General features: G+C 70.6%; 18 protein-coding genes and 1 pseudogene. 9 read left to right on the top strand and 10 right to left on the bottom strand.

Annotated features, from left to right (window positions below; translation table 11 throughout):
• Positions 1-24 precede the first annotated feature (24 nt).
• The 3 genes from AB0G52_RS35465 to AB0G52_RS35475 are packed head-to-tail and all read left to right on the top strand — an operon-like array spanning position 25 to position 4,766.
• Entirely contained in the window at positions 25-2,703 is a 2,679-nt protein-coding gene (locus tag AB0G52_RS35465; RefSeq protein WP_361342430.1) for a family 78 glycoside hydrolase catalytic domain, read from the top strand.
• A gap of 36 nt (positions 2,704-2,739) precedes the next feature.
• On the top strand, positions 2,740-3,540 hold the full coding sequence (locus AB0G52_RS35470; RefSeq protein ID WP_361342433.1) for a glucose 1-dehydrogenase: 801 nt from the start codon (positions 2,740-2,742) through the stop codon (positions 3,538-3,540).
• 35 nt (positions 3,541-3,575) lie between these two features.
• Entirely contained in the window at positions 3,576-4,766 is a 1,191-nt protein-coding gene (locus AB0G52_RS35475) for a family 1 glycosylhydrolase (protein WP_361342436.1), read from the top strand.
• A gap of 43 nt (positions 4,767-4,809) precedes the next feature.
• Here the strand turns inward: AB0G52_RS35475 and AB0G52_RS35480 are convergent, their stop codons facing one another.
• Positions 4,810-5,391, bottom strand: a complete 582-nt coding sequence (locus AB0G52_RS35480) for a TetR family transcriptional regulator (RefSeq protein ID WP_132891729.1) — start codon at positions 5,389-5,391, stop codon at positions 4,810-4,812.
• 133 nt (positions 5,392-5,524) lie between these two features.
• On the opposite strand from AB0G52_RS35480, the gene AB0G52_RS35485 reads away from it, so the two are divergent.
• A complete protein-coding gene (locus AB0G52_RS35485) occupies positions 5,525-6,802 on the top strand; it encodes an MFS transporter (protein WP_361342439.1) in 1,278 nt (425 codons plus the stop codon).
• 164 nt (positions 6,803-6,966) lie between these two features.
• Positions 6,967-7,731, top strand: coding sequence for an SDR family NAD(P)-dependent oxidoreductase (locus tag AB0G52_RS35490; protein ID WP_361342442.1), 765 nt, complete (start codon positions 6,967-6,969; stop codon positions 7,729-7,731).
• Between the two features lie 238 nt (positions 7,732-7,969).
• On the opposite strand, the gene AB0G52_RS35495 is transcribed toward AB0G52_RS35490, so the two are convergent.
• The gene (locus tag AB0G52_RS35495) at positions 7,970-8,887 is read right to left on the bottom strand and encodes a helix-turn-helix transcriptional regulator (RefSeq protein ID WP_361342445.1); all 918 of its coding nucleotides are present in this window, start codon (positions 8,885-8,887) and stop codon (positions 7,970-7,972) included.
• A gap of 288 nt (positions 8,888-9,175) precedes the next feature.
• Between AB0G52_RS35495 and AB0G52_RS35500 the strand changes: the two genes are divergently transcribed.
• The 3 genes from AB0G52_RS35500 (at position 9,176) to AB0G52_RS35510 (ending at position 11,754) form a co-directional block, all read left to right on the top strand.
• Positions 9,176-10,027: an oxidoreductase gene (locus tag AB0G52_RS35500; protein ID WP_361342448.1), complete on the top strand. Its 852-nt coding sequence runs from the start codon at positions 9,176-9,178 to the stop codon at positions 10,025-10,027.
• 124 nt (positions 10,028-10,151) lie between these two features.
• Positions 10,152-10,913 carry an SDR family oxidoreductase gene (locus AB0G52_RS35505; RefSeq protein ID WP_361342451.1) on the top strand — a complete coding sequence of 254 codons (762 nt, stop codon included), beginning with the start codon at positions 10,152-10,154 and terminating at the stop codon, positions 10,911-10,913.
• Positions 10,914-10,950: 37 nt separating this feature from the next.
• Positions 10,951-11,754 (top strand): SDR family NAD(P)-dependent oxidoreductase, encoded by an 804-nt coding sequence (locus tag AB0G52_RS35510; protein WP_361342454.1) that lies wholly within the window; start codon positions 10,951-10,953, stop codon positions 11,752-11,754.
• 116 nt (positions 11,755-11,870) lie between these two features.
• Here the strand turns inward: AB0G52_RS35510 and AB0G52_RS35515 are convergent, their stop codons facing one another.
• The 5 genes and pseudogenes from AB0G52_RS35515 to AB0G52_RS35535 form a co-directional block, all read right to left on the bottom strand.
• Positions 11,871-12,608: a dienelactone hydrolase family protein gene (locus tag AB0G52_RS35515; protein WP_132891736.1), complete on the bottom strand. Its 738-nt coding sequence runs from the start codon at positions 12,606-12,608 to the stop codon at positions 11,871-11,873.
• Positions 12,609-12,776: 168 nt separating this feature from the next.
• On the bottom strand, positions 12,777-14,246 hold the full coding sequence (locus AB0G52_RS35520) for an oxygenase MpaB family protein (RefSeq protein WP_361342457.1): 1,470 nt from the start codon (positions 14,244-14,246) through the stop codon (positions 12,777-12,779).
• A complete protein-coding gene (gene uppS, locus AB0G52_RS35525; protein ID WP_361342460.1) occupies positions 14,243-15,007 on the bottom strand; it encodes a polyprenyl diphosphate synthase in 765 nt (254 codons plus the stop codon). The genes AB0G52_RS35520 and uppS overlap by 4 nt, the downstream gene beginning before the upstream one ends.
• 153 nt (positions 15,008-15,160) lie before the next feature.
• A complete protein-coding gene (locus tag AB0G52_RS35530; protein ID WP_361342463.1) occupies positions 15,161-15,559 on the bottom strand; it encodes a nuclear transport factor 2 family protein in 399 nt (132 codons plus the stop codon).
• Between the two features lie 51 nt (positions 15,560-15,610).
• A pseudogene (locus tag AB0G52_RS35535) lies at positions 15,611-16,619 on the bottom strand (alpha/beta hydrolase).
• 65 nt (positions 16,620-16,684) lie between these two features.
• Here AB0G52_RS35535 and AB0G52_RS35540 point away from each other — a divergent pair.
• Entirely contained in the window at positions 16,685-18,457 is a 1,773-nt protein-coding gene (locus tag AB0G52_RS35540) for an MOSC and FAD-binding oxidoreductase domain-containing protein (RefSeq protein WP_361342466.1), read from the top strand.
• A gap of 166 nt (positions 18,458-18,623) precedes the next feature.
• Here the strand turns inward: AB0G52_RS35540 and AB0G52_RS35545 are convergent, their stop codons facing one another.
• The 3 genes from AB0G52_RS35545 to AB0G52_RS35555 all read right to left on the bottom strand — a co-directional run bounded on the left by AB0G52_RS35545 (position 18,624) and on the right by AB0G52_RS35555 (position 24,455).
• The gene (locus tag AB0G52_RS35545; RefSeq protein WP_132891830.1) at positions 18,624-19,943 is read right to left on the bottom strand and encodes a ricin-type beta-trefoil lectin domain protein; all 1,320 of its coding nucleotides are present in this window, start codon (positions 19,941-19,943) and stop codon (positions 18,624-18,626) included.
• Positions 19,944-20,010: 67 nt separating this feature from the next.
• Complete coding sequence (locus tag AB0G52_RS35550; protein ID WP_361342469.1) at positions 20,011-21,993, bottom strand: alpha-L-fucosidase; 1,983 nt, start codon at positions 21,991-21,993, stop codon at positions 20,011-20,013.
• Positions 21,994-22,046: 53 nt separating this feature from the next.
• The gene (locus tag AB0G52_RS35555) at positions 22,047-24,455 is read right to left on the bottom strand and encodes a ricin-type beta-trefoil lectin domain protein (RefSeq protein WP_361342472.1); all 2,409 of its coding nucleotides are present in this window, start codon (positions 24,453-24,455) and stop codon (positions 22,047-22,049) included.
• Positions 24,456-24,470: the final 15 nt, after the last annotated feature.

Genomic DNA, 24,470 nt, shown 5'->3' on the forward strand with positions numbered 1-24,470 from the left:
GACACCCGCACCCTACGGAGAACCATGTCCGAGCCCGCACCCACGTACCTGCGGACCCACAGCGCCGAGGGCTCCTTGGTCGTCTGCGGCGACCGCCCTCATCTGTCGTGGCGGCTGCCCGACCGCTGGACGGAACAGGACGGCCATGTGCTTCAGGCGCGTGTCGACGACACCGATCTCCAGGTCGACGTCACCTCGCCGGACCACCTTTTCGTTCCCTGGCCGTGGCCGCCACCGCCCAGCCGCGCCACCGTGAGCTGGCGGGTGCGGGTACGCCGGGGCGCCGAGCTGTCGGCATGGTCGCGGCCGGCCCGGTTCGAGGTCGGGCTGCTCGCACCGGACTGGACGGCCGCGTGGATATCCCCACCGGAGACGGACGTCGACCGCGAGCAGGCGAACCACCCCGCGTACAGCCTTCAGGGCGCCGTCTTCCTCGACCGGCCCTGGACGAAGGCACGGCTGTACGCGACCGCGCTCGGCGTCTACGAAGTGATCCTCAACGGTCACCGGGTCGGCGACACCGAGCTCGCACCGGGTTCGACCTCGTACTCCGACACGCTGTACGCGCAGGCCGAGGACGTCACCGAGGCGCTGCGCGAAGGCCGCAACGAGATCGAGATCGTGCTCTCGGACGGCTGGTACCGCGGCAAGGCGGGCGCCTGGCGCAGGCCGGCCCGGTGGGGCACGCGCACCGCGGCCCGGCTCGAACTGCACCTTCAGGACGCCGACGGCACCTGGACCATGGTGTGCGGCACCGACCGTGGCTGGACCTCCCGGCCCGGCGCCGTCGTACGCGCCGACCTCATGGACGGCCAGACGACCGACCTCACCGCACCCCGCCCGGAGCCGGTGCCCGTCGAGGTCGACGCCGTCGACGCGCCGCCCGTCGACTACTCCCCCGCGCCGCCCGTACGCCGCATCGGGCTCCTGGAGCCGGTGGGCGTGACGCGTATCGCGCCGGGCAGCTGCGTGGTGGACTTCGGCCAGAACGCCTCGGGCCGCGTACGCCTCACACACCTGGGACCCGCCGGCACGCGCACGACACTCGACCACGGGGAACACGTCGACGGCGACGGTGATCTGACGACCGGTCATCTCGACAGCGCCCGCCCTGGGGAAGAGCCCAGGGCTTTCGTGCAGCGGGACGAGGTCGTCTCCGACGGCACGACCGGTTCCTTCACCCCCCGGCACACGATCCACGGCTTCCGCTACGCCAAGGTGCACCGCGACGACGGCACGGAGCTGGACGCCTCGGCGCTGTCCCTCGAGGTCGTCCACTCCGACCTCCGTCCGACCGCCACCTTCACGTGCAGTGATCCCGGCCTCACCCGCCTGTACGACGTCGCCCGCTGGAGCTTCCGCGGGAACGCCGTGGACGTCCCGACCGACTGCCCGACCCGCGAGCGCCTCGGCTGGACCGGCGACTACCAGGTGTTCGTGTCGACGGCGGTGCGGATGTTCGACGTCGACGGGTTCTCCCGCAAGTGGCTGCGCTCGGTGCGCGACGACCAGCTGCCCGACGGCAGGATCGTCAACTCCTCCCCCGACGCCAACCACTTGAAGAACCACCCGGATCCGACGGTCGAGCACATCACCGGCTCGGCCGGCTGGGGTGACGCGATCGTGCACGTGCCGTGGGTGCTGTACGAGACGTACGGCGACCACGTCGCCCTCGCGGAGAACTGGGACGCCATGGTCGCCTGGGTGAACTTCGCGCTGGGCGCGGCCGGTTCGGCCCGTCACGCCTCGCGCGTCGAGCGCTCCGCCGAGCCGCTGCCGCACGAGCGGTATGTGTGGGACGGCACGTTCCACTGGGGTGAGTGGTGCGAGCCGAAGAAACGCGCGGCGGACGGTTCGCTCATCGACCCGGTGGCCCGCGACCCCATGGGCTGGTTCATGGCCGACAAGGGCGAGATCGGCACCGCGTACCTCTACCGCTCCGTCCGTACGCTGTCGTCGATCGCCGCCGTACTCGGCAAGGGCGAGGACGCACTGCGCTACGGCGAGCTGAGCGAGCACATCCGCACCGCGTGGCGGACCGAATTCCTGGACGCCGAGGGCCGTACGGCCGTGGGCACCCAGGCGAGTTACGTCCGCGCCCTCGCCTTCGACCTGGTCCCGGCGCGGCTGCGGGCAGCCGCCGCGCACCATCTCGTCACCCTCGTCCGCGAGGCCGACCACCACCTCGACACCGGCTTCCTGTCGACCGCCGACCTGCTCCCCGTGCTCGCCGACACCGGCCACGCGGACATCGCCTACGCCGTCCTGACCCGGCGCACCCAGCCGTCCTGGCTCGGCATGCTCGACCGGGGCGCGACCACCGTCTGGGAGGACTGGGACGGCGTGGACGAGAACGGTCAGGCCACCGCCTCGCTGAACCACTACAGCAAGGGCGCCGTCGTCCGCTTCCTGCACAGCCACCTGCTCGGACTTCGCCAGGCGCCCGGGTCGACCGCCTGGCAGTCCTTCCTCGTCGCTCCCGTCCTCGGCGCCGACGTCACCTGGGCCTCGGGGACGTTCGAGGGGCCGCAGGGCACCATCGCCGTCGACTGGTCCGTCGAGGACGGCACCTTCCGGCTCGACGTCGAGGTGCCGTCCGGGTCGGCGGCCACCGTGGTCCTCCCCGACGGCTCCTCACGGGACGTCGGCCCCGGCCGTGTGCGCGCCACGTGCCCCGCGCCCACACCGGTGCCGGTCGCCTGACCCCGCACTCATCCGACCTCGAAGGGATTCCTTTCCATGCCCATGCCCGATGTCTCCGCATCCCCCCTCTCCCGACTCGTCTCCCTCACCGACCGCGTCGCCGTGGTGACCGGCGGCGGACGCGGCCTCGGCAAGGCGATTGCCGCCCGCCTCGCGGAGGCCGGCGCCCGGGTGCTCGTCGGTGATGTCGACGACACCCTCGCCGAGACCGCCGCCACCGACCTCGCCGACCGCTACGGCGTCGAGGCGGCCGGCGCCGCGATGGACGTCACGGACTCCGCCTCCGTACGCGCCGCCGCGGATCTCGCGGTCGAGCGCTGGGGGCGTCTCGACGCCTGGGTCAACAACGCCGGCGTCTTTCCCGCCGTCCCGATCCCGATGACGGACGACGAGACGTGGGACCGCGTCTTCGCCGTCAACGCCCGCGGCACGCTCGCCGGCACCCGTGAGGCCGCCCGCCTGATGACCTCGGGCGGCGTCATCGTCAACATCTGCTCCACCGCGGGTTTCCGGGCCGGCGCACCGGCCCTCGCCGCGTACGTGTCCTCCAAGCACGCCGTACGGGGACTGACCCGGCAGAGCGCACTGGAGCTCGCGCCCCAGGGCATCCGCGTGCTGGGTGTCGCGCCGAGCTACGTGCCGACCGAGGGCAACCAGCAGATGATGGCGGCCGCCGCCCACGTGGAGCCGGACGCTATGCCGCTGATGGCGACCAGCCCGGTCGGCCGCGTCGGCACACCCGACGACATCGCCCGCGTGGCGTTCTTCTGCGTCAGCGACCTCTCGATGTTCATGACGGGCAGCACCCTGCTCGCGGACGGCGGCAGCACCGTCTGACATCGCGTCCCCGACCACCGTACGAAGGGCAGCTCATGGACAACTCGGCCTTCCTCTGGGGCGCTTCCACCTCCCCGCACCAAGTCGAGGGGAACAATGTCAACAGCGACTGGTGGGCCCGCGAGGGCCTGATCCCGGGACTGGAGCGCAGCGGCGACGCGTGCGACAGCTACCACCGCTACGGCGAGGACATGCGTCTGCTGGCAGAAGCCGGGCTCACCGCCTACCGGTTCGGCGTCGAGTGGGCACGGATCGAACCCGTACCGGGTCACTTCTCACGCGCCCAACTCGCCCACTACCGCCGCATGGTCGACACCGCGCTCGGCCTCGGCCTCACCCCTGTCGTCACGCTGCACCATTTCTCCAACCCCCGCTGGTTCGGTGAGTCGGGCGGCTGGCTCGGCGAGCGGGCGGTGGAGCGGTTCGTCGCCTACGTGGAGCAGGTGAGCGCCATCCTCGAAGGCGTGCCGTACGTGGCGACCCTCAACGAACCCAACATGCTGGCGATGATGATCACCGTCGAGCGTCACCTGCTCACTCGTCGAGCCGACACGACAGCGGAGAACATGCTCTCCGACACCGTGCGGCCCGAACTGCCCGCCCCGGACCCGGAGATCGGCGCGGTCCTCATCGACGCCCATCACGCGGCCCGCGCGGTTCTGCGTGCACGCACGGACGCCGCCGTCGGCTGGACCCTCGCCAACCGGGCGTTCGTGGGCCGGCCCGGAGCCGAGGATCGACTCCGCGAAGTCCGGTACGTATGGGAGGACTTGTACCTGGAGGCGGCGCGCGAGGACGACTTCGTCGGTGTGCAGTCGTACTCCAGTGAATGGGTCGGTCCCGACGGCATCGAACCGCACCCGCCGCATCCCGACAACACCCAGGTCGGCACGGCCTACCGGCCCGACGCCCTCGGCCTCGCGGTACGCCACGCGTGGCGGGCCACCGGAGGTGTGCCGATCCTCGTCACCGAGAACGGCATCGCCACCGCCGACGACACCCGCCGCATCGGCTACACCGACGAGGCGTTGCGTCATCTGTTCGCGGCGGTGGACGACGGCATCGATGTCCGGGGCTACCTGCACTGGAGCGCCCTGGACAACTTCCGCTGGGGGTCGTGGAAGCCGCAGCAGGGGCTGATCGCCTTCGACCGCGAGACCTTCGAGCGCCGACCGCGGCCGAGCCTGGCCTGGCTGGGCGAGGTGGCGCGGCGGGGGCGTCCCTGACCGACTTTCGTGGCTCCGGACCTGTCCGGGGCGGGACGACCGGTCAAGGCCGGCGGTCGGACTGCCCCGGTGAACCGTCCGGAGGAAGCGACGCCACAGCACGAGCGACCTCCTGCCGGAGCCGGTCCATACCGAAGTCGCCGCCGAGCACCATGCGCCGCAGCTGCGGCATGGCGACGCTCCAGCTCGCCAGCGCGAGAGTGAAGAACACACGCGTACGGGCGTCGGCGTCCGGATCACCGGCCTGGGCGGCGGTCACCTTGTCGCCGTAGTGACGGGTGCGCTCCTCCTCCGCGGGGACCGGTCCGTCGCCGATCTCCAGGGCTTCCCACATCACCAGCCGAAGGGCCTCGGGGTGCGCTCGGTGGTACTCGAAGAGCCGCTCGGCATAGCCGGGCAGGTCCTGCGCCGGGGGGACGGCCTGGGCCAGTTCGGCGAGACGACGCTCCAGGACGACGGCGAAGAGCTTGTTCTTGTCGCCGAAGTAGTCGTAGATCGCGCGCTTGTTGGCCTTGGCCGCAGTGGCGATGCGGTCGACGCGGGCGCCCGCGACTCCGTGCGCCGCGAACTCGGCGGTCGCCGCCGTGATGATGCGCTCTTTCGTCGCTGCGGAGTCGTAGGCCATGTGCCCATGATAACGAACCGGTTCGTTTGACCCTCGTGAGGTGTCGTGCCACGCTTGACTTCCGGCAATCGAACCAACCAGTTCGTTCGAGCGTGACGCGTACGGAACATCGTCGAAAGGAGTGTTCGGCCACATGTCCCGCACCACACCCCCCGCGGCGCCCACGCCGACGGCCCTCGGCCGCCGGCTTCCCCTCGTCATGGCGCTGGCCTGCGGTGTCACCGTGGCCAACGCGTACTTCCCGCAGGCCATCACGCCGCTCGTCGCACGGGGTCTGGACGTCTCCGACAGCACGGCCACCACTCTCGCGACCCTGACCCAGCTCGGCTACGCCGCCGGGATCTTCCTGCTCGTCCCGCTCGGGGACCGCCTCCCCCGTCGGCCACTGGTCACCACGCTGCTCGCAGTGACCAGCGTGGCGCTGCTGGCCGCGGGGCTCGCTCCCGGGGCCGGTCCCCTGCTCGCCGCCGGGACGCTGGTCGGCCTGGCCACCGTGGTGCCGCAGATCCTCCTCCCCATGGCGGCCGGGCTCGTCACCCCCGAGCGGCGCGGCAGTGTGATCGGCACTCTGCAGGCCGGGCTGGTCGGCGGCATCCTGCTGGCCCGCGCCTTCGGCGGTGTTCTCGGTGCGCACCTGGGCTGGCGGGCTCCGTATCTGGTCGCCGCCGTGCTCACCGCACTGCTCGCCGTGGTGCTCGGCGCCGCCCTACCCACCACCGTCCCCGACGTCGGCACCGGCTATCCGGCGCTCCTGGCGGACACCCTGCGCTTGCTGCGTACGGAGAAGGCACTGCGCCGGTCCGTGCTCTTCCAGGTCGCCGTCTTCGGAGGGTTCAGCGCCGCCTGGACCGCGGTCGCGCTGTTCGTCACCGGACCGCGCTACGGCATGGACACGCAGGCCGTGGGCGTGCTCGCCCTGGTCGGCGCGGGCAGCATGTTCCTGGCCCCCTCCGCCGGGAAGTGGGTGGACCGCTACGGCGCCGACCGTGTCAACCTGTGGTGTGCCGGGGCCGGGCTCGCCGCGGCGGGCGCGCTGATGGCCGGCTCGCTCGGCGGTGTCGCCGGGATCGTGGCTCTGGCCGCGGGGCTGCTCCTGATCGACGTGGCGGTGCAATGCGGGCAGGTCGCCAACCAGGCCCGGATCTTCGCCCTGCGTCCGGAGATTCACAGCCGGCTCAACACGGGCTACATGACCTGCTCGTTCCTCGGCGCAAGCGCCGGGTCCTGGCTCGGCATCCGCGCCTACACGCACTTCGGGTGGTGGGCGGTCCCCGCGCTCATCGCCCTCGCCGTGGCATCGGCCGTGATGACGTACGGGGTCGGCGAGGGCGGGCGCCGTACCGCGGGAACCGGTGAGGGGAACGCCGAGGAGAACGCCGACGAGTCGGCACAGCCGGCCCCGTCCCGGTGAGCGCGGTGGCCGGCCCACGCCCGGCACGTGGCCGCGATCACCCGCCGGCCCCATCCGCGAGACCAGGACCCACTTCGGCCGTGCCGCCGTCCAGGCGCAGTTCAACGGCGGCTGACCTTCATCCGCACGGGAAACCCCACTCCCCCACCATCCGAGGAATCCCGATGAACGACATCTCCCCCATCCCGCTCGCCGACCGCACCGCACTGGTCACCGGAGGCTCCGGCGGCATCGGAACGGCCGTCGCCCTGCGCCTCGCGGACGCCGGAGCCCGTGTCGCCCTCGTCTACGGCAGCCACGGCGAGGACGCCGAGAACACCGCCATGCAGATCAACTCGCTCCACGGCTCCGGCCGGGCGCTCACCCTCCAGGCGGACCTGTCCGAGGCGGCAGCCGCCACCGAGCTGGTCGAGCGGACCTCCCGCGCACTGGGGCCGGTCGACCTCCTCATCGCGGGAGCGGGCGCCGGAAAGCAGCTGTCCTGGGCCGACATCGACGTCGACACCTGGGACTCCACCATGGCCGTCAACGTGCGCGCGCCCTTCCTCATGGCTCAGGCCGCCCTTCCCGGCATGGTCGAGCGCGGCTGGGGCCGGGTCCTGTTCGTCTCGTCGATCGCGGCCTTCAACGGCGGCATCATCGGGCCGCACTACGCCGCCAGCAAGGCGGCCCTGCACGGGCTGACCCATTCCCTGGCGGCCGGTGTCGCCGCCGCCGGCGTCACGGTCAACGCCCTCGCTCCCGCCCTCGTCGGAGGCACCCGAATCCTGCCCGCCGACGCCGGTGCGGGCGGGAAACTGCCCGCGCCCATCCCGGTCGGACGCCTCGGCACACCCGACGAGGTCGCCGCCATGGCCCTCTCGATGGTCACCAACGGCTATCTGACCAACAAGGTGATCACCCTCGACGGCGGGCTGTACCCCCGCTGAGCGCAGGGCCTCCTGACCGTTCGCTGTGGACCGACGCCGAAGAGTCCGCGTCGGTCGTCGGCCGGCCGCGTCCTCGCCCTGCCCGCAGCCGGGCTGCTGCTCCTCGACCCCCACCGCCGGGATCCTACGGCTGCACTACCGCGGCAGTGATCACGGGCTTCCCGGGCGGGGAAACGGCGCCCGACGATCCGCTCTGCGGGTGCGGCAGGCGTACGCGACGCACGGCGCCGTGGCGGGACTACGCGTGGCGGGAGTCCTGACCGGCCGCCTTGTCGGGCTGCGGCTGGGTGGTGTCCTTGCCGGCGGTGTCGGAAGGGCGGGTGGACCGGGCGTACCAGCTGGCGAGGATGCGCAGTTTTTCGAGATCGTCGTCGGTCCTGCCGGCGTAGACGAAGAGGATCTGATCGGGGTCGCCGGGCAGAGAGAGGGCCTCGTAGGTGATGTCGAGGCGGCCGACGACGGGGTGGTTGAACCGTTTGGTGCCCCAGGTGCGTTCGACGACGGTCCGCTCAGCCCACCAGGTGCGGAACTCGGGGGATTCCGTGCTCAGTTCGGCGACGAATGCGGCGATCTGCGGGTCGTGAGGGTTGCGGCCGGCCTCGGCGCGCAGCACGCCGACGACCTCGGAGGTGACCTGCGCCCAGTCGAGGTAGAGGGAGCGGGCGGCGGGGTCGAGGAGCATCCAGCGCAGCAGGTTGCGCTCGCCGGGTGGGCGGTGGTTGAACGGGGTGAGCAGGGCGTCGAGGAGGTCGTTGGAGGCCAGGACCTCGTTGCGGCGGCCGAGGACGAAGGCGGGCTGATCGTGCAGTCCGTTCAGCATGCGCAGCAGCTCCGGCCGCACCTTCTGGGGCGGCGCCGCTTCCGCGGACCGGCGGGGCTGGGGGCGCAGCAGGTCGCGCAGGTACTGGGTCTCGGCCTGGGTGAGGTGCAGGGCCTCGGCGATGGAGAGGATGACGCCTTCGGAGGCGCTGGTGAGGCGTCCCTGTTCGAGGCGGGTGTAGTAGTCCACGCTGACGCCGGCGAGCTGTGCGACCTCTTCGCGGCGCAGGCCGGGTACCCGCCGGCCCGGGTAGTTCGCCAGGCCGACCTGGAAGGGGCGGACCGCGTCACGCCGGGTGCGCAGGAACTTCTTGATCTCCTCGGCATTGTTCGCCATGGCGTCCAGTGTTCCCCGGCATGCGGCGGGGTTCCACCGGCGTGAGGGGGAAGGTTTTTCCCCGGTAGCAGTGGCCCCCGTTCATGGCTTGGCGTGCTGCTTCGCGGCGTGCATGAATGGTGGGGCGGCCATCGCAGTGACCTTCAAAGGGTCCGCGGCCCGCCTGCCGTGTGCGTGGCACCGGCGGGGGCGGGCGCCGCTTTCCCTGTACGCAGCACCCCGTGCCGGCGTCACCCGTCGTCGGTCGCCGTGGGAGGGTGCGCCCGTTTCTTGGGGAAGATCCGCATCGTGACTGCTTCGCAGAAGGTCTGGTTCATCACCGGCTGCTCGACCGGCTTCGGCCGTGCCCTGGCCCAGGAGGTCCTCGCTGCCGGCCACCGGGCGGTCGTCACCGCCCGCAATATCGCGCAGGTCAAGGATCTCGTCGAGGGCAACGACCAGGCGCTCGGCCTGCCCCTCGACGTCACCGACGGCGCGCAGGTCAGGGAGGCCGTCGCGGCCGCGGAGAAGCACTTCGGCGGCATCGACGTGCTGGTCAACAACGCCGGCATCGGCTACTTCGCCGCCGTGGAGGAGAGCACTGACGAGGAGATCCGCCGGATCTTCGACATCAACGTCTTCGGCCTGTCCGACGTCACCCGGGCCGTCCTGCCGGGCATGCGCGCGCGCCGCTCTGGAACGATCGTGAACTTCTCCTCCATCGGAGGACTGCGCGCCTTCCCGGCCGTCGGCTACTACGCCACCACCAAGTTCGCCGTCGAGGGCCTGACCGACGCCCTGCGCCAGGAGGTCGCCCCACTGGGCATCACCACGCTGCTCGTCGAACCCGGCCCCTTCCGTACCGACTGGGCCGGCCGGTCCGCCAACGAGACCCTGCCCGAGCGGGAGATCGCCGACTACACGGACACGGTCGGCGCCCAGCGCGCCGCGTTCCGCGCGGACACCGGCAAGGAGCCCGGCGACCCGCACGCCGCCGCCCGGGCGATCATCACCGCCCTCGCCGCCGACACCCACCCCCAGCGCCTGCTGCTGGGCGCTCCGGCGTACGGCATGGCGATCGAGCAGCTGGAGTCGATGCTCGCCGAGATCCGCGCGAACGAGGCGCTGACGAAGTCGGCCGACTTCGACGCCCCCGCCTGACTTCAGCCCGGGTGCGTAAGGACGCCGGCCACTGGGTGCCCGAGGAGTTCGTGCGCATGTTCCTCGACTTCGCCCCCCGCGCGCGCAGCGCCTGAACACCGCTCCACGTAAGGAGACTGCCACCATGTCAGACAGCCACGGCAACCACCTCCAGGGCCGCGTCAGCGTCATCACCGGCGCCTCCTCCGGCATCGGCGCGGCCACCGCCCGGGCCCTGGCCGCGCGCGGTGCTCACGTCGTCCTCGCCGCCCGGAAGAACACGGACGGGCTCAACACCCTGGTCACCGAGATCCGCGACACGGGCGGCACCGCGACCGCCCGCAGGACCGACGTCACCCGCCTGGACGACGTCGAGGGCCTGATGGAATTCGCCGCCGCCGAGTACGGCCCCGTCGACCACATGGTCGACAACGCCGGCCTCATGCTCTTCTCCAAGTGGTCCGACCGCGCCGTCGACGACTGGGACAAGATGATCGACACCAACCTCCGCGGCTACCTGCACGCCATCAGCGCGGTCCTGCCCGGCATGATCGCCCGCCAGTCCGGCCACATCCTCAACCTCAGCTCGGTGGCGGGTATCCGCGTAGGCGGCGCCAGCGGTGTCTACAGCGCCACCAAGTTCTTCATCCGCGGCATCACCGACAGCCTCCGCCAGGAGGTCGGCGTCCCGCACGGCATCCAGATCTCCATGATCAGCCCCGGCGTCATCGACACCGGCTGGGCGGACAAGGTCACCGACACCGACGGCAGGACGATCGCTCAGGACCTCAACGAGGACGCCATCCACCCCGACCGCGTGGCCGACGCCGTCGTCTACGCCCTCGACCAGCCCGCCGACGTCACCGTCAACGACATCGTCATCCACCCCACCCGTCAGGACTGGTGAACCCACCTCCAGCCGCGTACGAAACGGAGCACCGCGCATGAGCAGCACCGCCTCCCCCCGCCCCCTCGCCCTGGTAACCGGGGCCTCCGCGGGCATCGGCTACGAACTCGCGGAGTTGTTCGCCATCAACGGCTTCGATCTGATCGCCACCGGCCGCAGCGAGCACACCGACCAGGCGGCTGCCGATCTCGCACGGCACGGCGTCCACGTCACCCCCGTACGCGTCGACCTCTCCCACAGCGAGGGCGTCGAGACGGTGTGGCGGGCGGTGGAGCAGGCCGGACGGCCGCTGGAGGCAGCGGTCCTCAACGCCGGCCGCAGCATCGGCGGTGCCTTCCTCGACACGGACCTCGACGACGAACTCTCCCTCATCCAGCTGAACGTGGCCTCCGTCGTCCACCTGGCCAAGCACGTCGCCCGGCACATGTCCGCCAACGGACGCGGCCGCATCCTGATCACCTCGTCGCTGTCGGCGACCCTGCCCACCCCCTACGAAACCGTCTACGGACCCTCCCGTGCCTTCACCCGCATGTTCGCCCTCGGGCTGCGCGAGGAACTCAAGGAACACGGCGTCTCCGTCACCTGCCTCATGCCCGGCGCCACCGACAGCGACTTCCACGCCCGCGCCGGCATGAACAACACCGCCTTCGGCCCGGGCATGAAGAAGAACAGCCGCAAGGAAGTCGCCCGCCAGGGCTTCCTCGCCCTGATGAACGGCCGCGCCGAAGTCGTCGGCGGCAACGCCGCCACCAAGCGCACCGCCATCGAACACCGCTTCCTGCCCGAGACCTACAAGGCCGCCCGCCACGCCACCCAGGCCAAACCACGCCCCGAGCAGTAGGGCGGCCCGCACGGTCGAGTCACAGCCGACCTGTGCCTGTGCCATAGGGCCGCGGGGGGGGAGAGACTGTAGGCGCGCGACGCCGGCCTGGCCCGGCGCCAGCGTGTTTGTCTGGGTCATGCCTCCCGGTTCTCCGTCACCGGCAGGCACTCGGCGAGCAGGTCGACGACGTCGCGCCAGGCTCGCTGCGCGTGCTGTGGGTGGTAGCCGACGCCGGGGACCACGGGGTGGTCGACCGGGGGGTGGTGGAAGGCGTGCAAGGCGCCGCCGTAGACCGTAAGGCGCCAGTCGACGCCCGCGGCCTGCATCTCGGCGGTGAACGCGTTCCGTTGCGCAGGCGGCATGATCGGGTCTTCCGAGCCGACTCCGGCCCACACCGGGCAGCGGATGCGCGCTGCCTCGCCCGGTCGGCCCGTGGTAGTCGCGTTGACTGTCCCGATCGCGCGCAGGTCGGCGCCGGCTCGCCCGAGCTCCAGCGCGATGGCTCCCCCGGTGCCGTAGCCGATGGCGGCGATCCGGTCGGGGTCCGTTCGGGGCTCGGTGCGCAACTCGTCGAGTGCCGCGTGGCCGAGGCGCCGCATCCGGTCGGGATCGGCGAGCAGTGGCATGCAACGGGCCAGCATCTCCTCGGGGTCACCCACATAGCGCCCGCCGTGAAGGTCGAAGGCCAGCGCCACATATCCCAGCTCGGCGAGAGCATCGGCCCGGCGGCGCTCGACGTCGCTGAGCCCCATGCCCTCTGGTCCGAGCAGCACTGCGGGCCGGCGGTCGGCACCGGCCGGGAGCGCGATGTGCCCGACCATGGTCAAACCGTCGGCCCGGTACTGCACCGTACGCGTCGTAATCGTCGTCATGCGACTGGACTGTAGGGACCGTCGAGCCCGGCCGGGCCGCCGTTCTGCCGCCGGCAGAGCAGGCACTCAGGGCTTCAAGACCGTCCCGTTGACTCTCGACGCGTACCTCGGTCACACCCCACGATCACGATCCCCCACGGGTTCATGGAAGCCCGGTTCTCGAGTGCGTCAGGCGTCGGCGAGAAGGGGGTCGTAAGCGGAGTTCCTGCGGCGGCCGGACATGAAGGAAAGGAAGTCGCCGACGAAGGCGCTGCGGCCGTAGGTGCTGTCGGTGGTGGTGAGGTCGCGGTGGAAGGCGGTGCGGAAGAGCGCCCGGTGTTCGTCCGCGTTGATGGTCCCGCTGCCGTCCTTGTCGGCGGCGTCGAAGAGCACCTCGGCGACGCGGATGAGCGCGGGACCGGCGAGAGAGGGTACGGCGGCGGCGTACTCGTCGGCGCTGACCCGGCCGTCGCCGTCCGTGTCGAGGGCGGCCTGGAGCTCGCGCCACCAGGCGGCGAAGGCGTCGTAGAGCCGGGTCTCCTCGGGTTCGTCCAGGTCGAGGCGGGTGGCCAGTTCGCGTGCCATGGCGGCGAGGTCAGGCCAGTCGAGGTGGCCGTCGCCGGTCTGGTCCAGCACCTGATGGAAGAACTCCTCCGCCGAGCGCCCGCCCTCTCCCGTGGCCGACGCGGCAGCGAGGTCAGGGTCGGGGCCGGTGTCACCGCTGCGTGGTGTGAGGAGGCGGAGCAGGGCCGATGCCCGCTTCATGCGGGCGCGCAGCGCGGTCACGGTCCGGGCGCGGGGGTCGTCGCTGTCGGGCGAGAGGGAGAGGGTCTCGATGATGGTTTCGGCATTGATCCAGCCCTCGGGCAGGAAACGGGTGAGCCCGGCGGCGAGGTAGGCGCCCTGCATGAGGGTCGGGGCGCCGGGCATCTCGGGCAGGCCGGCCCTGCGCCGGTAGGGCTCGGGAAGCGAGGCGACGGTGATGGCGCCGAGGAGCGGACCGACGACGGCCCGGCCGGCCGCCCACAGCGTCGGCGCGCCGTCCAGCAGTGCCGGGGCGGGCAGGTGGTCGAAGAGCCGATAGAGGATGATGCGGGCTGCCTCGGTGTTCTCCAGCTCGTCCTCGACGACCCTGTCGAAGTACCGCCAGAAGTCGTTCAGGTCCTCGGGGAGTTCCCCGGCGTCGCCGTCGAGCGCGGCGAGGAACGCGCGGTACTCGGCGTACATGCGCTCCATGGTGTCCTGGTCGAGCGGCTGACCGCTCAGTCGGCACATGGTGACGGCGCTCTCGTAGAGGGTGGCGACGACCCAGGCGCGGGTCGCGCGGTCCATGGCGTCGTAGGCGCGGCCGCGGGAGTCGGAGCCGCTCATGCGGGCGTGCAGCCTGTTGAGCCGGGCGGCCTCCCGTTCTCGTACGGCTGGGTCGCCGTCGAACATGCGCCGCATGCTGAGGAAGGTGTTGCGCAGCCGACGCCAGGGGTGGGCGACGAAGGTGGAGTTGTCGGCGAGGGCTGCGCCGATCTGCGGGTGGGCGGCCTCCAGGACGGTGGCTCGGATCATGGCCAGCGCCCAGCGCGGGTCGTCGAAGAAGGCGCGGAACTGCGATTCCGGGCCGAACAGGGGTGCTTCGTCGGCCGTTCCCGTGGGTCCAGTCGTCATGACGGGTCTCCGTTCGTCTGGGGCGGTACGCCGCCGAAGCGGCGGTCACGGCGCCGGTAGGTGTGCAGGCAGGCGAGGAAGTCAGGGGCCCGGAAGTCCGGCCAGAGCACCTCGGGAAAGACCCACTCGGCGTAGGCGACCTGCCAGAGCATGAAGTTGGAGATGCGCTGCTCGCCGGAGGTACGGATGACGAGGTCGACGTCCGGGGTGTCGGGGAACGGCAGGTGGTTCGCGAAGAGCCGCTCCGTCACGTCATCGGCGGGTGTCCCGCTGCGAATCAGCGACCTGGCGGCCTCGACGATGTCCCGGCGTCCGCCGTGGTCGAAGGCGACGGTGAGCGTCATCCCCTGGTTGTCGGCGGTCAGCGTCGCCAGATCGTCGAAGTCCTGGGCCAGTGCACGGGGGATGCGCGGGTCCCCGGCCCCGAGGAAGCGGCAGCGGATGCCGCGGGCGAGCAGCAGCGGCGCGTGCTTGCGCACAACCCGGCGGACCAAACGCATCAGGTAGTCGACCTCGGCGCCGGGACGGTTCCAGTTCTCCGTGGAGAAGGCGTACAGGCTGAGCCACTCGACTCCGGCCGCCCGTGCCGCCTCGATGATGTCGATGACGGTGGTCTCCGCAGCCCGGTGGCCCGCCGTTCGTGGAAGCGAACGCCGTTGCGCCCAGCGGCCGTTGCCGTCCATCACGCAGGCCACGTGCCGCGGCACCGCGCGCGGGCGATGGACGCCGTGGTCCGTCACACCAAGCCCCGTCTCGCCCATACCTACGCCCCCCGAAGCGTTCCCTCCTACGAGTCTGACGGCGCGGAAGGGTCCTGACCGGCCGAACAGGGGGCCATCACCCTTGGCTCACATGCCCGATTGCTTCGGCTGGTGGCCGGCGGGCTCCTCGTCGAAGAGCGGCAAGGCAGGGGGTCAGTCGGTGTACGCCTGGAACACCTTGAGCGTGTCCTCGTACAGATGGAGCTGGACAATCCGGTCGTTCTCGACGCGGAAGTGCATGGCGACAGGCATCTCGCAGGTGCGGCCGGTGCTCTTGGCCACGCGTGTGAACCGCCCCAGCATGACCGCGTGTTCGCCGTCGACCAGTAGCGCGTCCACCTGGTCCACGTTTCTCTCCGGGACGATGTTGTCGCCGAGGGTCCTGAGGTAATCGGTCACCTCCGCACCTTTGGAACGGTGCCCGGTCCAGGGCAGGGACGGCGAACCGGGGACGTACCAGTCGATGTCGTCCGCGAAGACCGGGACCACGGCGTCCGGGTCCCCGGCGCCCAGCAGCCCGAAGAACCGCTCCACCACCTCACGTGTCGTCATGATCGAGATCCTTCCACGAGTGAGGGGCGTCGCACTTCCCGGGGCGGCACCTCAGGCGGTGCCGAGCGCCTTGCGGAGGGTGTGGACGGCCTGCTCGATCGCTGCCGTCGAAGCCTGCGTGGGCCGGACGGGATTGAGCATCATGAAGTCGTGGAAGATGCCGTTGTAGCGGACGCTGGTCGTGGGCACACCGGCCTGGCTCAGGCGGCGGGCATAGGCTTCGCCCTCGTCACGCAGGACGTCGTTCTCGTCCACGACGACCAGAGCGGGCGGCAGTCCGGACAGCTCCTCCTCGGCGGCCCGCAGGGGGGACGCGGTCGGTTCGAGACGCTGTTCCGGTTCGGTCGTGTAGGCGTCCCAGAACCAGGCCATGGCCTTGGCCATCACCACGCCGCTTGGCCAGGATCGCCAACGCGGCGGCCATGTTGCCCCCGACGGAATCCTCGGCGACCGCCAGGCGGGACACGTCCAGGCCCTCGGCCGCGCCGTTCGTGTTCAGCCACCGCGCGGTCGCGTAGGCCTACTCGATCGCCACCGGGTAGTGGGCCTCGGGAGAGCGGTCGTACTCGACGAAGGCAACCGCCGTCCGTGCGCTCACGGCCAGTTCCCGCACCAGCCTGTCGTGGGTGCCCGCGTTGCCCAGGATCCATCCTCCGCCATGTACGTAGAGGGTGACAGGCAGGGGAGCGCCCGCGTTCGGGGGTTTCACGACACGGACTCCGACATCACCCACCTCCGCCGGAACGGTGATCCACTTTTCCTCGACGTCCAGCAGTTCGACAGGTGCTGCCTGGATGTCGTCCAGTACTTTGCGGGCGCCTTCCGGGCCCAGTCGGTAGAGGAACGGCGGACGACCGCCAGCGCGGAGGTGGCTCCCGTCGGCGGCCGGGTCTAGTGTGAAATCGAACAATTCGGCCGGCTGAGCAGAAAAGTTGAATTCAGGAGTCAGCATTTCCCCGGGAATGGGGCCGCTGCCGGCCGTCTGGGGTGAGCGCGACGAGATCTTCGGGCCGGACGGTGTCCACGCCTTCCTTCGCGCCGGAAACGCACCTGGACACATAAGCGGTTACAGCCACGGATCCCTCGGCCGTGTGACCGGCTGAGGGTGGACGAGGAGGGCGAGCGGTGGCCACCTTGATCTCAGTCAACGTGGGGATGCCGAAGGACGTCTCCTGGCACGGCAGGACCGTGTACACCGGGGTGCACAAGCAGCCCGTGTCGGGGCCGAGGATGGTGCGGCGGCTGAACATCGACGGTGACGGTCAGGGGGACCTGGACGGGCACGGCGGGGAGATGCGGGCCGTGCTGGTCTACCAACTCGACTCCTATCGCTTCTGGTCCGGGAAACTGGGCCGGGACGACCTGACGCCAGGCAGCTTCGGGGAGAACTTCACGGTCGACGGGCTCCCCGACGACGAGGTCTGCATCGGCGACCGGTACCGGGTCGGCGGAGCCCTTCTGGAGGTCTCGCAGCCCCGGGTGACCTGCTACCGGGTCGGCCTGCGTCTGAACGAACCGCGCATGGCGGCGCTGCTGGTGGCCCACCATCGGCCCGGCTTCTACCTGCGTGTCATCGAGGAGGGCGAGGTGGAGGCCGGGCAGCAGATCGTCAAGGTCTCCACCGGGCCGGAAGCCATGACCGTCGAGGAGATCGACTCCGTCCTCTACCTCTCCGGTCACACCCCTGACCAGGTGCGCCGGGCCCTGCGCATACCCGCTCTCAGTCCCGGCTGGCAGGGCTCGATGCGCGAGCTGCTCGAACAGGCCGACAAGGGCGCGACCACGCCGTCCGGCAGCGCCGGTCTCACCGCCGCGGCAGGCGTCCCGCCCCCGGCCTGGCGCGGCTTCCGCCCTCTGACGGTCACGGACGTCCGCCCAGAGAGCGACGACGTGATCTCCCTTCGTCTGGCCGCGGCCGACGGCTCCGCCCTGCCCGCCGCACTGCCGGGACAGTTCCTGACCGTGAGGATGCGCACGGCGGAGGACGGCACTTCCCTGATCCGCAGCTACTCGCTGTCGGGCGTGCCCGGCACGGGTACGTACCGGATCAGTGTGAAGGTGGAACCGCACGGCCTGGCGAGCACCTACATGCGTACGCACGTGCGGGCGGGCGACAGCCTGGAGTTCGCCGCACCGCGCGGCACCTTCTGCCTCACCGGTGGTGACACGCCGGTCGTGCTGGTGTCCGCCGGCATCGGGGCGACTCCTGTGCTGGCCATGCTGCACGCACTGGCGGACACCGCCTCCCGCAGGCAGGTGTGGTGGCTGCATGCCGCCCGCAACGGCCGTGCGCATCCCTTCGCCCAGGAGGTGCGTGACCTGGTGGCGCTCCTGGCCGACGCACGGTCCGTCGTCTACTACAGCAGGCCCGACCCCGCCGACGAGCGCGGCAAGGACTACGCGGAAGCAGGCCGCATCTCCGGCGAGCGGATCCTCTCGCTGGGCCTGCCCACCGATGCCGACGCCTACGTCTGCGGACCGGCGGCTTTCATGGACGGTATGACCGACGCACTGGTCAAGGCCGGTCTGCGGCCCTCCCGCGTGCACACCGAGAACTTCAGCGGCGGCCCCTCCGTCACCCCGGGGATCAAGTCCACGCCCGTGGCGAGGGCGCCGCACCGGCCGGATGGTGCTCCGGGCACCGGTCCCTCCGTCTCCTTCGCCCGCAGCGGACTGACCGTCCCGTGGAACGACGACCAGAACTCCCTGCTGGAGCTCGCGGAGGCATGCGACGTGCCGGTCCAGTGGTCGTGCCGCACGGGCGTCTGCCACACGTGTGAGCTCGCCATGATGTCAGGGGCCGTGGACTACTCCCCGGACCCGGTCGAGCCGCCGGGCGAGGGCAACATCCTCATCTGCTGCAGCAGACCCGCACAGGACGTCGTCCTGGATCTGTGACACCTGTCGCCCGGAGGTCATGCTCGTTTCTTGCGTCAGGTTCCAGCAAACAGAGGTCTCGCGCCCCGCAAGCAGGACGCGAGAGCTTCTGGTGGGCATCGGCCCGGCCGCCCCGCCGTCGGTGCGCACGGGCCAGGTCGGCAGGGTGCCGTACCTGGCCCGCCTGTCAGTTCTGCAGGCGCCACTGCTGGTTCGCGCCACCCGTGCAGGTCCACAGCTGGATCTTCGTCCCGTTGCCTGTGGCCTGGCCGGCGGCGTCCAGGCACAGACCGGACTGTGCCGCTGTGATCGTGCCGTCGGGATTCACGTTCCACTGCTGGTCCGGCTGCCCGCTGCAGTCCCAGATCGCCGCCGGGGTGCCGCTGCCCGCGGACTGGCCCACGCCCAGGCACTTGTTGCCGTAGACCATCAGTTGCTTGGCGGCGGTAAGGGTCCACCGCTGGTTGGAGCCGCCGTTGCAGTCCCACAGCTGTGCCTGGGTGCCGTTGGCGGTGGTGAAGTTGTTGATGTCGAGGCAGCGCCCGGACTGCTGGCCGACGATCTCCTGGCTGCTCGACGGCGGGGGCGGAGGCGGTGATGTGCTGGAGCCGAACTGGGTGAAGAACTGCCACACCGCCGCAGACGTCCACGTGCGCCAGCCGTCACCGGTGGAGCCGTCTATCGGGCCGGGGTCGTGGCCTGCTCCGTCGAACGCGGCCCACACGACGGGGTAGCCCGACCGGCATCCGGAGTAGGTGGTGATGATGTGCGTCAGACTGCCGTAGGCAGGCTCGGGCGGGTTCTGCGGGGTGCAGCCGTTCGTCCGGACGAAGGTGTCGCGCAGGTCCCGTCCCGACTGGATCGGCAGCACGTTGTCCCTCAGGCCGTGCAGTCCCATGTAGGCGATGGGCTGGTTGCCGCCGTTGCAGCCGCTGAGGTTGGCGCCGGAGTAGACCGCGACGGCCCGGAAGACGGTCGCCCGGGCGCAGGCGAGGGCGTAGGACATCGCACCGCCGTAGCTGAAGCCCGCGGAGAACAGCTGGGTGGTGTCGACGCACAGCCCTGCTTCGAGCTGGCTGACCATGGCGTCGACGAAGGCCACGTCCTGGCCGCCGGTGTTGGCCCAGCCGTTGCCGATACCCTGCGGTGCGACGAAGATCGTGCCGTTGTTCGCGCTGTCCGCCAGGCGCCTCAGACCGTAGTAGGACCAGTTGTATCCGTCCGTTCCGCCCGAGTCGACGTCGCCGGCCGTGCCGCCGCGCCAGTGGAAGCCGAAGATCAGCCGGTAGGGGTGGTTGCTGTCGTAGCCGGCCGGAACCCTCAGGATGTAACTGCGGGTCTGGCCGCCGGTCTGGATCGTGTGGGTGCCGCTCGTCAGCGCCGGGGCCTTGCCGCAGCCGGCGGTGGCCGAGGCGGCGACCGCGGCCGGACGGGGGGCGGCGTGGCTGTTGCCGGACGAGGTGCCGGCTGCCGACAGGACGAGAAGTACCGCAGCCGCGATGGACATCAGGAGTGGTCTGCGTTTCATACGCGCTCCTTCTTGCGTCGGGGGGGAATTCGGAGTGCCGGCGGGTTCACACGGCGGTGATGGTCCACTCGTTGTTGGTGCTGGAGTTCGGCGTCCACATCACCGTGGTCGAGCCCACCGTCGTGCTGCCGCTGCCGTCGAGGGCGGTGCCGGTGCCGCGGTTGACGATCTGGTAGCGGTTGTTGCCGAGGCTGTTCAGCGACCACTGCTGGTTGTTGCCGCCGTTCCACGCCTCCTGCCGGGCGGGCGCGCCGTTGGCGGAGTTGCCCCAGCTGTCGGCGGCCATGCCGTTGGCACGGTTCATGATCTGGTAGTAGCCGTTGCCGAGGTCGATCAGCTGCCACTGCAGGTTGGCGCTGCCGTCGTAGTTCCACTGCTTGAGGTTGGAGCCGGAGGCGACGTTGCCCCCGCTGTCCAGAACCAGACCGCTGGTCACGTTGGCGATCTTCACCCAGGTCGTCGAGCCGCCGGGTGCGCCCAGGACGGGGATCTCGCCGGAGAAGGTGAGCTTGACCGTGTAGGCGAGGGCGTTGAACGGCGGGTTCGTCGAGGGCATGGCCAGGTGCAGGCCGGAGGCGTCCTGGGTGGGTGCGGGCAGGTTGACGTACGTGCCGGCCGCGTTGTTCAGCAGCTGCGCGCCGGTCAGGGTGCTGAGGTTGATCTGGTTGGAGTTCAGCGTGGTGACGGTCATGGTGGCGCCCTGCCAGCCCAGCGCGGTGGCGTAGAGGGCCTTGTTGTCCTGGCTGCGGGTGAAGCGGATGTCCTGCGGTTTGCCGGCCACCGGTCCGCTGAAGGAGCCGCCTCCCATCTTGGTGGGGCCCTCGCCGTAGCTGGACCAGGAGCGGGTGCCGTAGACCGCCTCGCCGAAGCGGCCGAGCCAGTCCCCCATGGCGAGCAGGATCGACTGCTGACCGGAGGGGATGGTGCCGTCGGCCATGGGCGCGATGTTCAGCAACATGGTGCCGCCCTTGCTGACCCGGTCGATCAGCGAGTGCAGCAGCGCCTGCGTCGAGTAGTAGCCGATGCCCACCGTGTAGCACCAGCTGGAGGAGGAGATGCTGTCGTCGGTCAGCCAGTAGGGGGTGAGCAGTCCCGCCGGCCCGCCGCGCTCGAAGTCGAAGACCTCGCCCTGGTTGTCGAGCCCGTCCTTGTAGGTCGCGACCACGTCCTTGTTCCAGGCGACCGCCTGGTTGTAGTAGTGCGCGAGGAACTGCAGCCGGTAGGACTCCTGGACCAGGTTGAGGTCGAAGTCCTGCCAGAGCAGGTCGGGCTGGTAGCCGTCGATGACCTCGACGAGCTTGTCGTACCAGAGCTTGTTCTCCGCCGCCGCCCCCTGCTGTCCGTAGAGGATGCGCAGGGCCGGGTCGGACTGGGACGGCACGTGGTCGTAGTAGCCGTTGAAGTGGTAGGCGTGGTGGAGCGAGGCCATGAACTTCAGGCCCTGGGCGCGGATCGCCTGGGCGTGCAGGGCGACCAGGTCGAGTCGGGGGCCGTGCTGGACGGAGTTCCACGGGTTGGCGCGGCTGTTCCACATCGAGAAGCCGTCGTGGTGTTCGGCGACCGGGCCGGCGAACCTGGCGCCCGCGGACTTGAACAGCCGGGCCCAGGCGTCCGGGTCCCAGTTGCCGCCCTGGGACACCAGTTTGGGGGCGAACTGGACGAAGTTGCCCGCCTTGTCGCGAGCGCCGTCGAGGAAGTTCTGGTACGGCCATACCGAGGGGTCGCCGTAGGTGGCGATGTGGTGCTGGTTCTCGTTGGAGCCGCCGACGTACATGTTGCGCGGATACCACTCGTTGCCGTACGCGGGGACGCTGAAGGCGCCCCAGTGGTAGTAGATGCCGAACTTGGCGTCCTTGAACCAGGCGGGGGCCGGGGGGTGCTGGTCGACGGAGGACCAGGTGGCGGTGTAGCTCGCGGGGCCGTCGGTGGCGGCGGCCTGGGGGGCGAACCGCAGCAGGCCGGCGGCCGTGGCCGCGCCGGTCGCCGCGAGCAGGCGGCGTCGGCTGATCGGGCGGGGGGAGGCGGTCATGTGGGGGGTCCTTCAGGGTCAGGTGACGGGGTGGCGGTCCCGGCCGGTGCCGGTCACTCGCGTGTCCACTTCTGGTTGCCGGCGCCGGTGCAGGTCCACAGCTCCAGCAGGGTGCCGTTGGCCGTTCCCGCGCCGGTGGCGTCCAGGCACAGGCCCGACTGGGCGCCGGTGATCGTGCCGTCGGCGTTGAGCGTCCACTTCTGGTTGCCGCCGCCGGTGCAGCCCGAGATGTCGACCTTGGTGCCGGGGCTGGTGCCGCCGCCCGCCGCGTCCAGGCAGGCGTTGCCGTAGACCCGAAGTTCACCGGCCGGTGTGCTGGTCCACTGCTGGTTGCTGCCGCCGTTGCAGTCCCACAGCTCCACCTGGGTTCCGGAGGTCTGCGACTGGTTGGGCACGTCCACGCACCGGCCGGAGGCGGCGCCGACGATCGGACCGGTCGTACCGCCTCCTCCGCTTCCGCTTCCGGGGGTGAGGGAGAGGTTGTCGAACTGTGCCGTCTCGCCCTGGCTGGTCGCGTAGCCGACCTGTCCGCCGGCCCAGGTGCGGTCGGTGGCGGAGCCGACCGTGGAGCCGTCGATGACGGCGCTGATGGTGCTTCCGGAGAAGGTGAGGGCGACGGTGTGCCATCGGTTGGTGCCCAGCGCCGTGGTCGTCCCACGGGCGAGGGTGGAGACGTTGCCGTTGGTGGCCGAGTTCAGGATCGACCAGGCACCGGTGTCGCTCACCCTGAGGTGGTAGGCGTTCAGACCGCCGGTGCTGCTGTAGTCCTGGCTGTTCGCGCGGCCGATCAGCTCGGCGTATCCCGGCTGTTCCAGCAGCACGTCGGAGGAGACGGTGTAGTCGCTCCAGCCCACGTCACCGAGCAGGGCGTGCGGATCGGACAGCGCGTCCCAGGTGATCGGCTTCTGCGGGCTCATCTGGCGTACGCACTTGCCGCCGCGGCCACCGCCGCAGGCCGTCACCTCGAAGGCGCCCTGCCAGTCCATGAGGTACTTCGCCTCGGTGCCGGTGGTGTAGCCGTCGAAGGTGTCGCTGTACGGCAGGCTCATGGCGCCCTGGGCGGGGCCGGTGGCGGTGCCCTTGCCCTGCCCGGTGGTGGTGGTCAGGGTGTAGAGGTGATGGGGCTGCACGGTCAGGCTGAAGCCTCCGCCGGAGGGGGTGACGTCGGCGGTGTGCACGAAGTAGTCGGCCGGGTTCGAGGAGTTGACGTCGGTCGACCAGACGTGGACGGTTCCGCCGGACAGGCCACCGGTGACGTCGAAGTTCAGGGTCTGGGCGCTGCCGGCGTCCATCGTCTCGATGACGGTGGAGTAGTCGGAGTTGTTCGGGGACTTCAGCGAGACGTAGCTGCCGTTGTTCCGGTTGCCGCCGATGTAGCCGCTGGAGGAGTCGAGGTACTTCCAGCCCGGGGCGGTGAACTGGCTGGTGTGCGCCATGACCCAGGTGTTCTTGCCGATCGCGTAGTGACCGGACCAGGGCTGGGAGGCGAGGGCGAGGCCCATGGTGGGGTACGGCAGGTTCGGCGTGATGGCGGCGACGACCGGCCAGTTGAGGTACGCGGTCATCCTGCCGTCGATGTATCCGCGGTTGATGCCGCGGGCCATGGCGGGGGCTCCCCCGTTGTAGTCGTCCGAGCCGTTCTCGCTGGCCCACAGGGGCTTGCCGGAGGACGTGGCGGCCGACGGCACCGAACAGTTGGACTGGGAGGAGCGGTAACCGCAGGGGTAGTGCGTGCCGATGACGCCCACCGCGGAGGCGAAAGCGGAGTTGGAGTCGACGTCGTTCGCCACGGTCCAGTCCGAGTCGGCGGCGACGATCTTGACGCTGCCGTAGCCGTTGGAGTTGAGCGCGCTGCGCAGTTGCTCGTACCAGGAGACGTTGTAGCCGCGTTCGTTCCAGCCGCCGAGGTAGTCGATGGCGAGGCCGTGCTGTTTGGCGCAGCCCAGCCAGGAGACGAGGTAGTTGACCATGTCGGTGGACCAGAAGTTCCCGCCGCCGATCCACCCCGGGGCGCCCCAGGCGAGCCCGTAGAGCTTGATGTCCGGGTTGCGGGCCTTGGCCTGCTCCATGAGCCACCATTCGTAGCCGCGGTCGCAGTTCAGGTCGGAACGGGTGTGCTCGTGGCTCGGCTCGGCGCCGGAGGTGGAGTTGGTGTCCCCGCCGATCTCGGCCTTGAGGATCTGCAGGGAGGCCCCGTAGCCGGGCTTGAAGAGGTAGTCGAGGATCTGACCGCGCTGGGGCTCGGGGTAGTCGATCAGGAGTCTGCTGTTTCCGCCGCCTCCGCTGATCGCGCCGACGCCGTCGAAGGTCCGTCCTCCGGACGCGCCGTTGATGGTGAGGGAGGTCGCGGCGTGTGCCGGGGCGGCGACGGTGCCGACAAGGCCGCCGACGGCCAGGAGAAGGCCCGTGAGCACGGCGGTCGAGGCGCGCAGGCGCCGCAGCAGCCGTCTGATTGCTGACACGGTGGTTTCCTTTCG

Origin of the sequence: Streptomyces sp. NPDC021562, from assembly GCF_040640875.1 — a bacterium.
GTDB lineage: Bacteria > Actinomycetota > Actinomycetes > Streptomycetales > Streptomycetaceae > Streptomyces.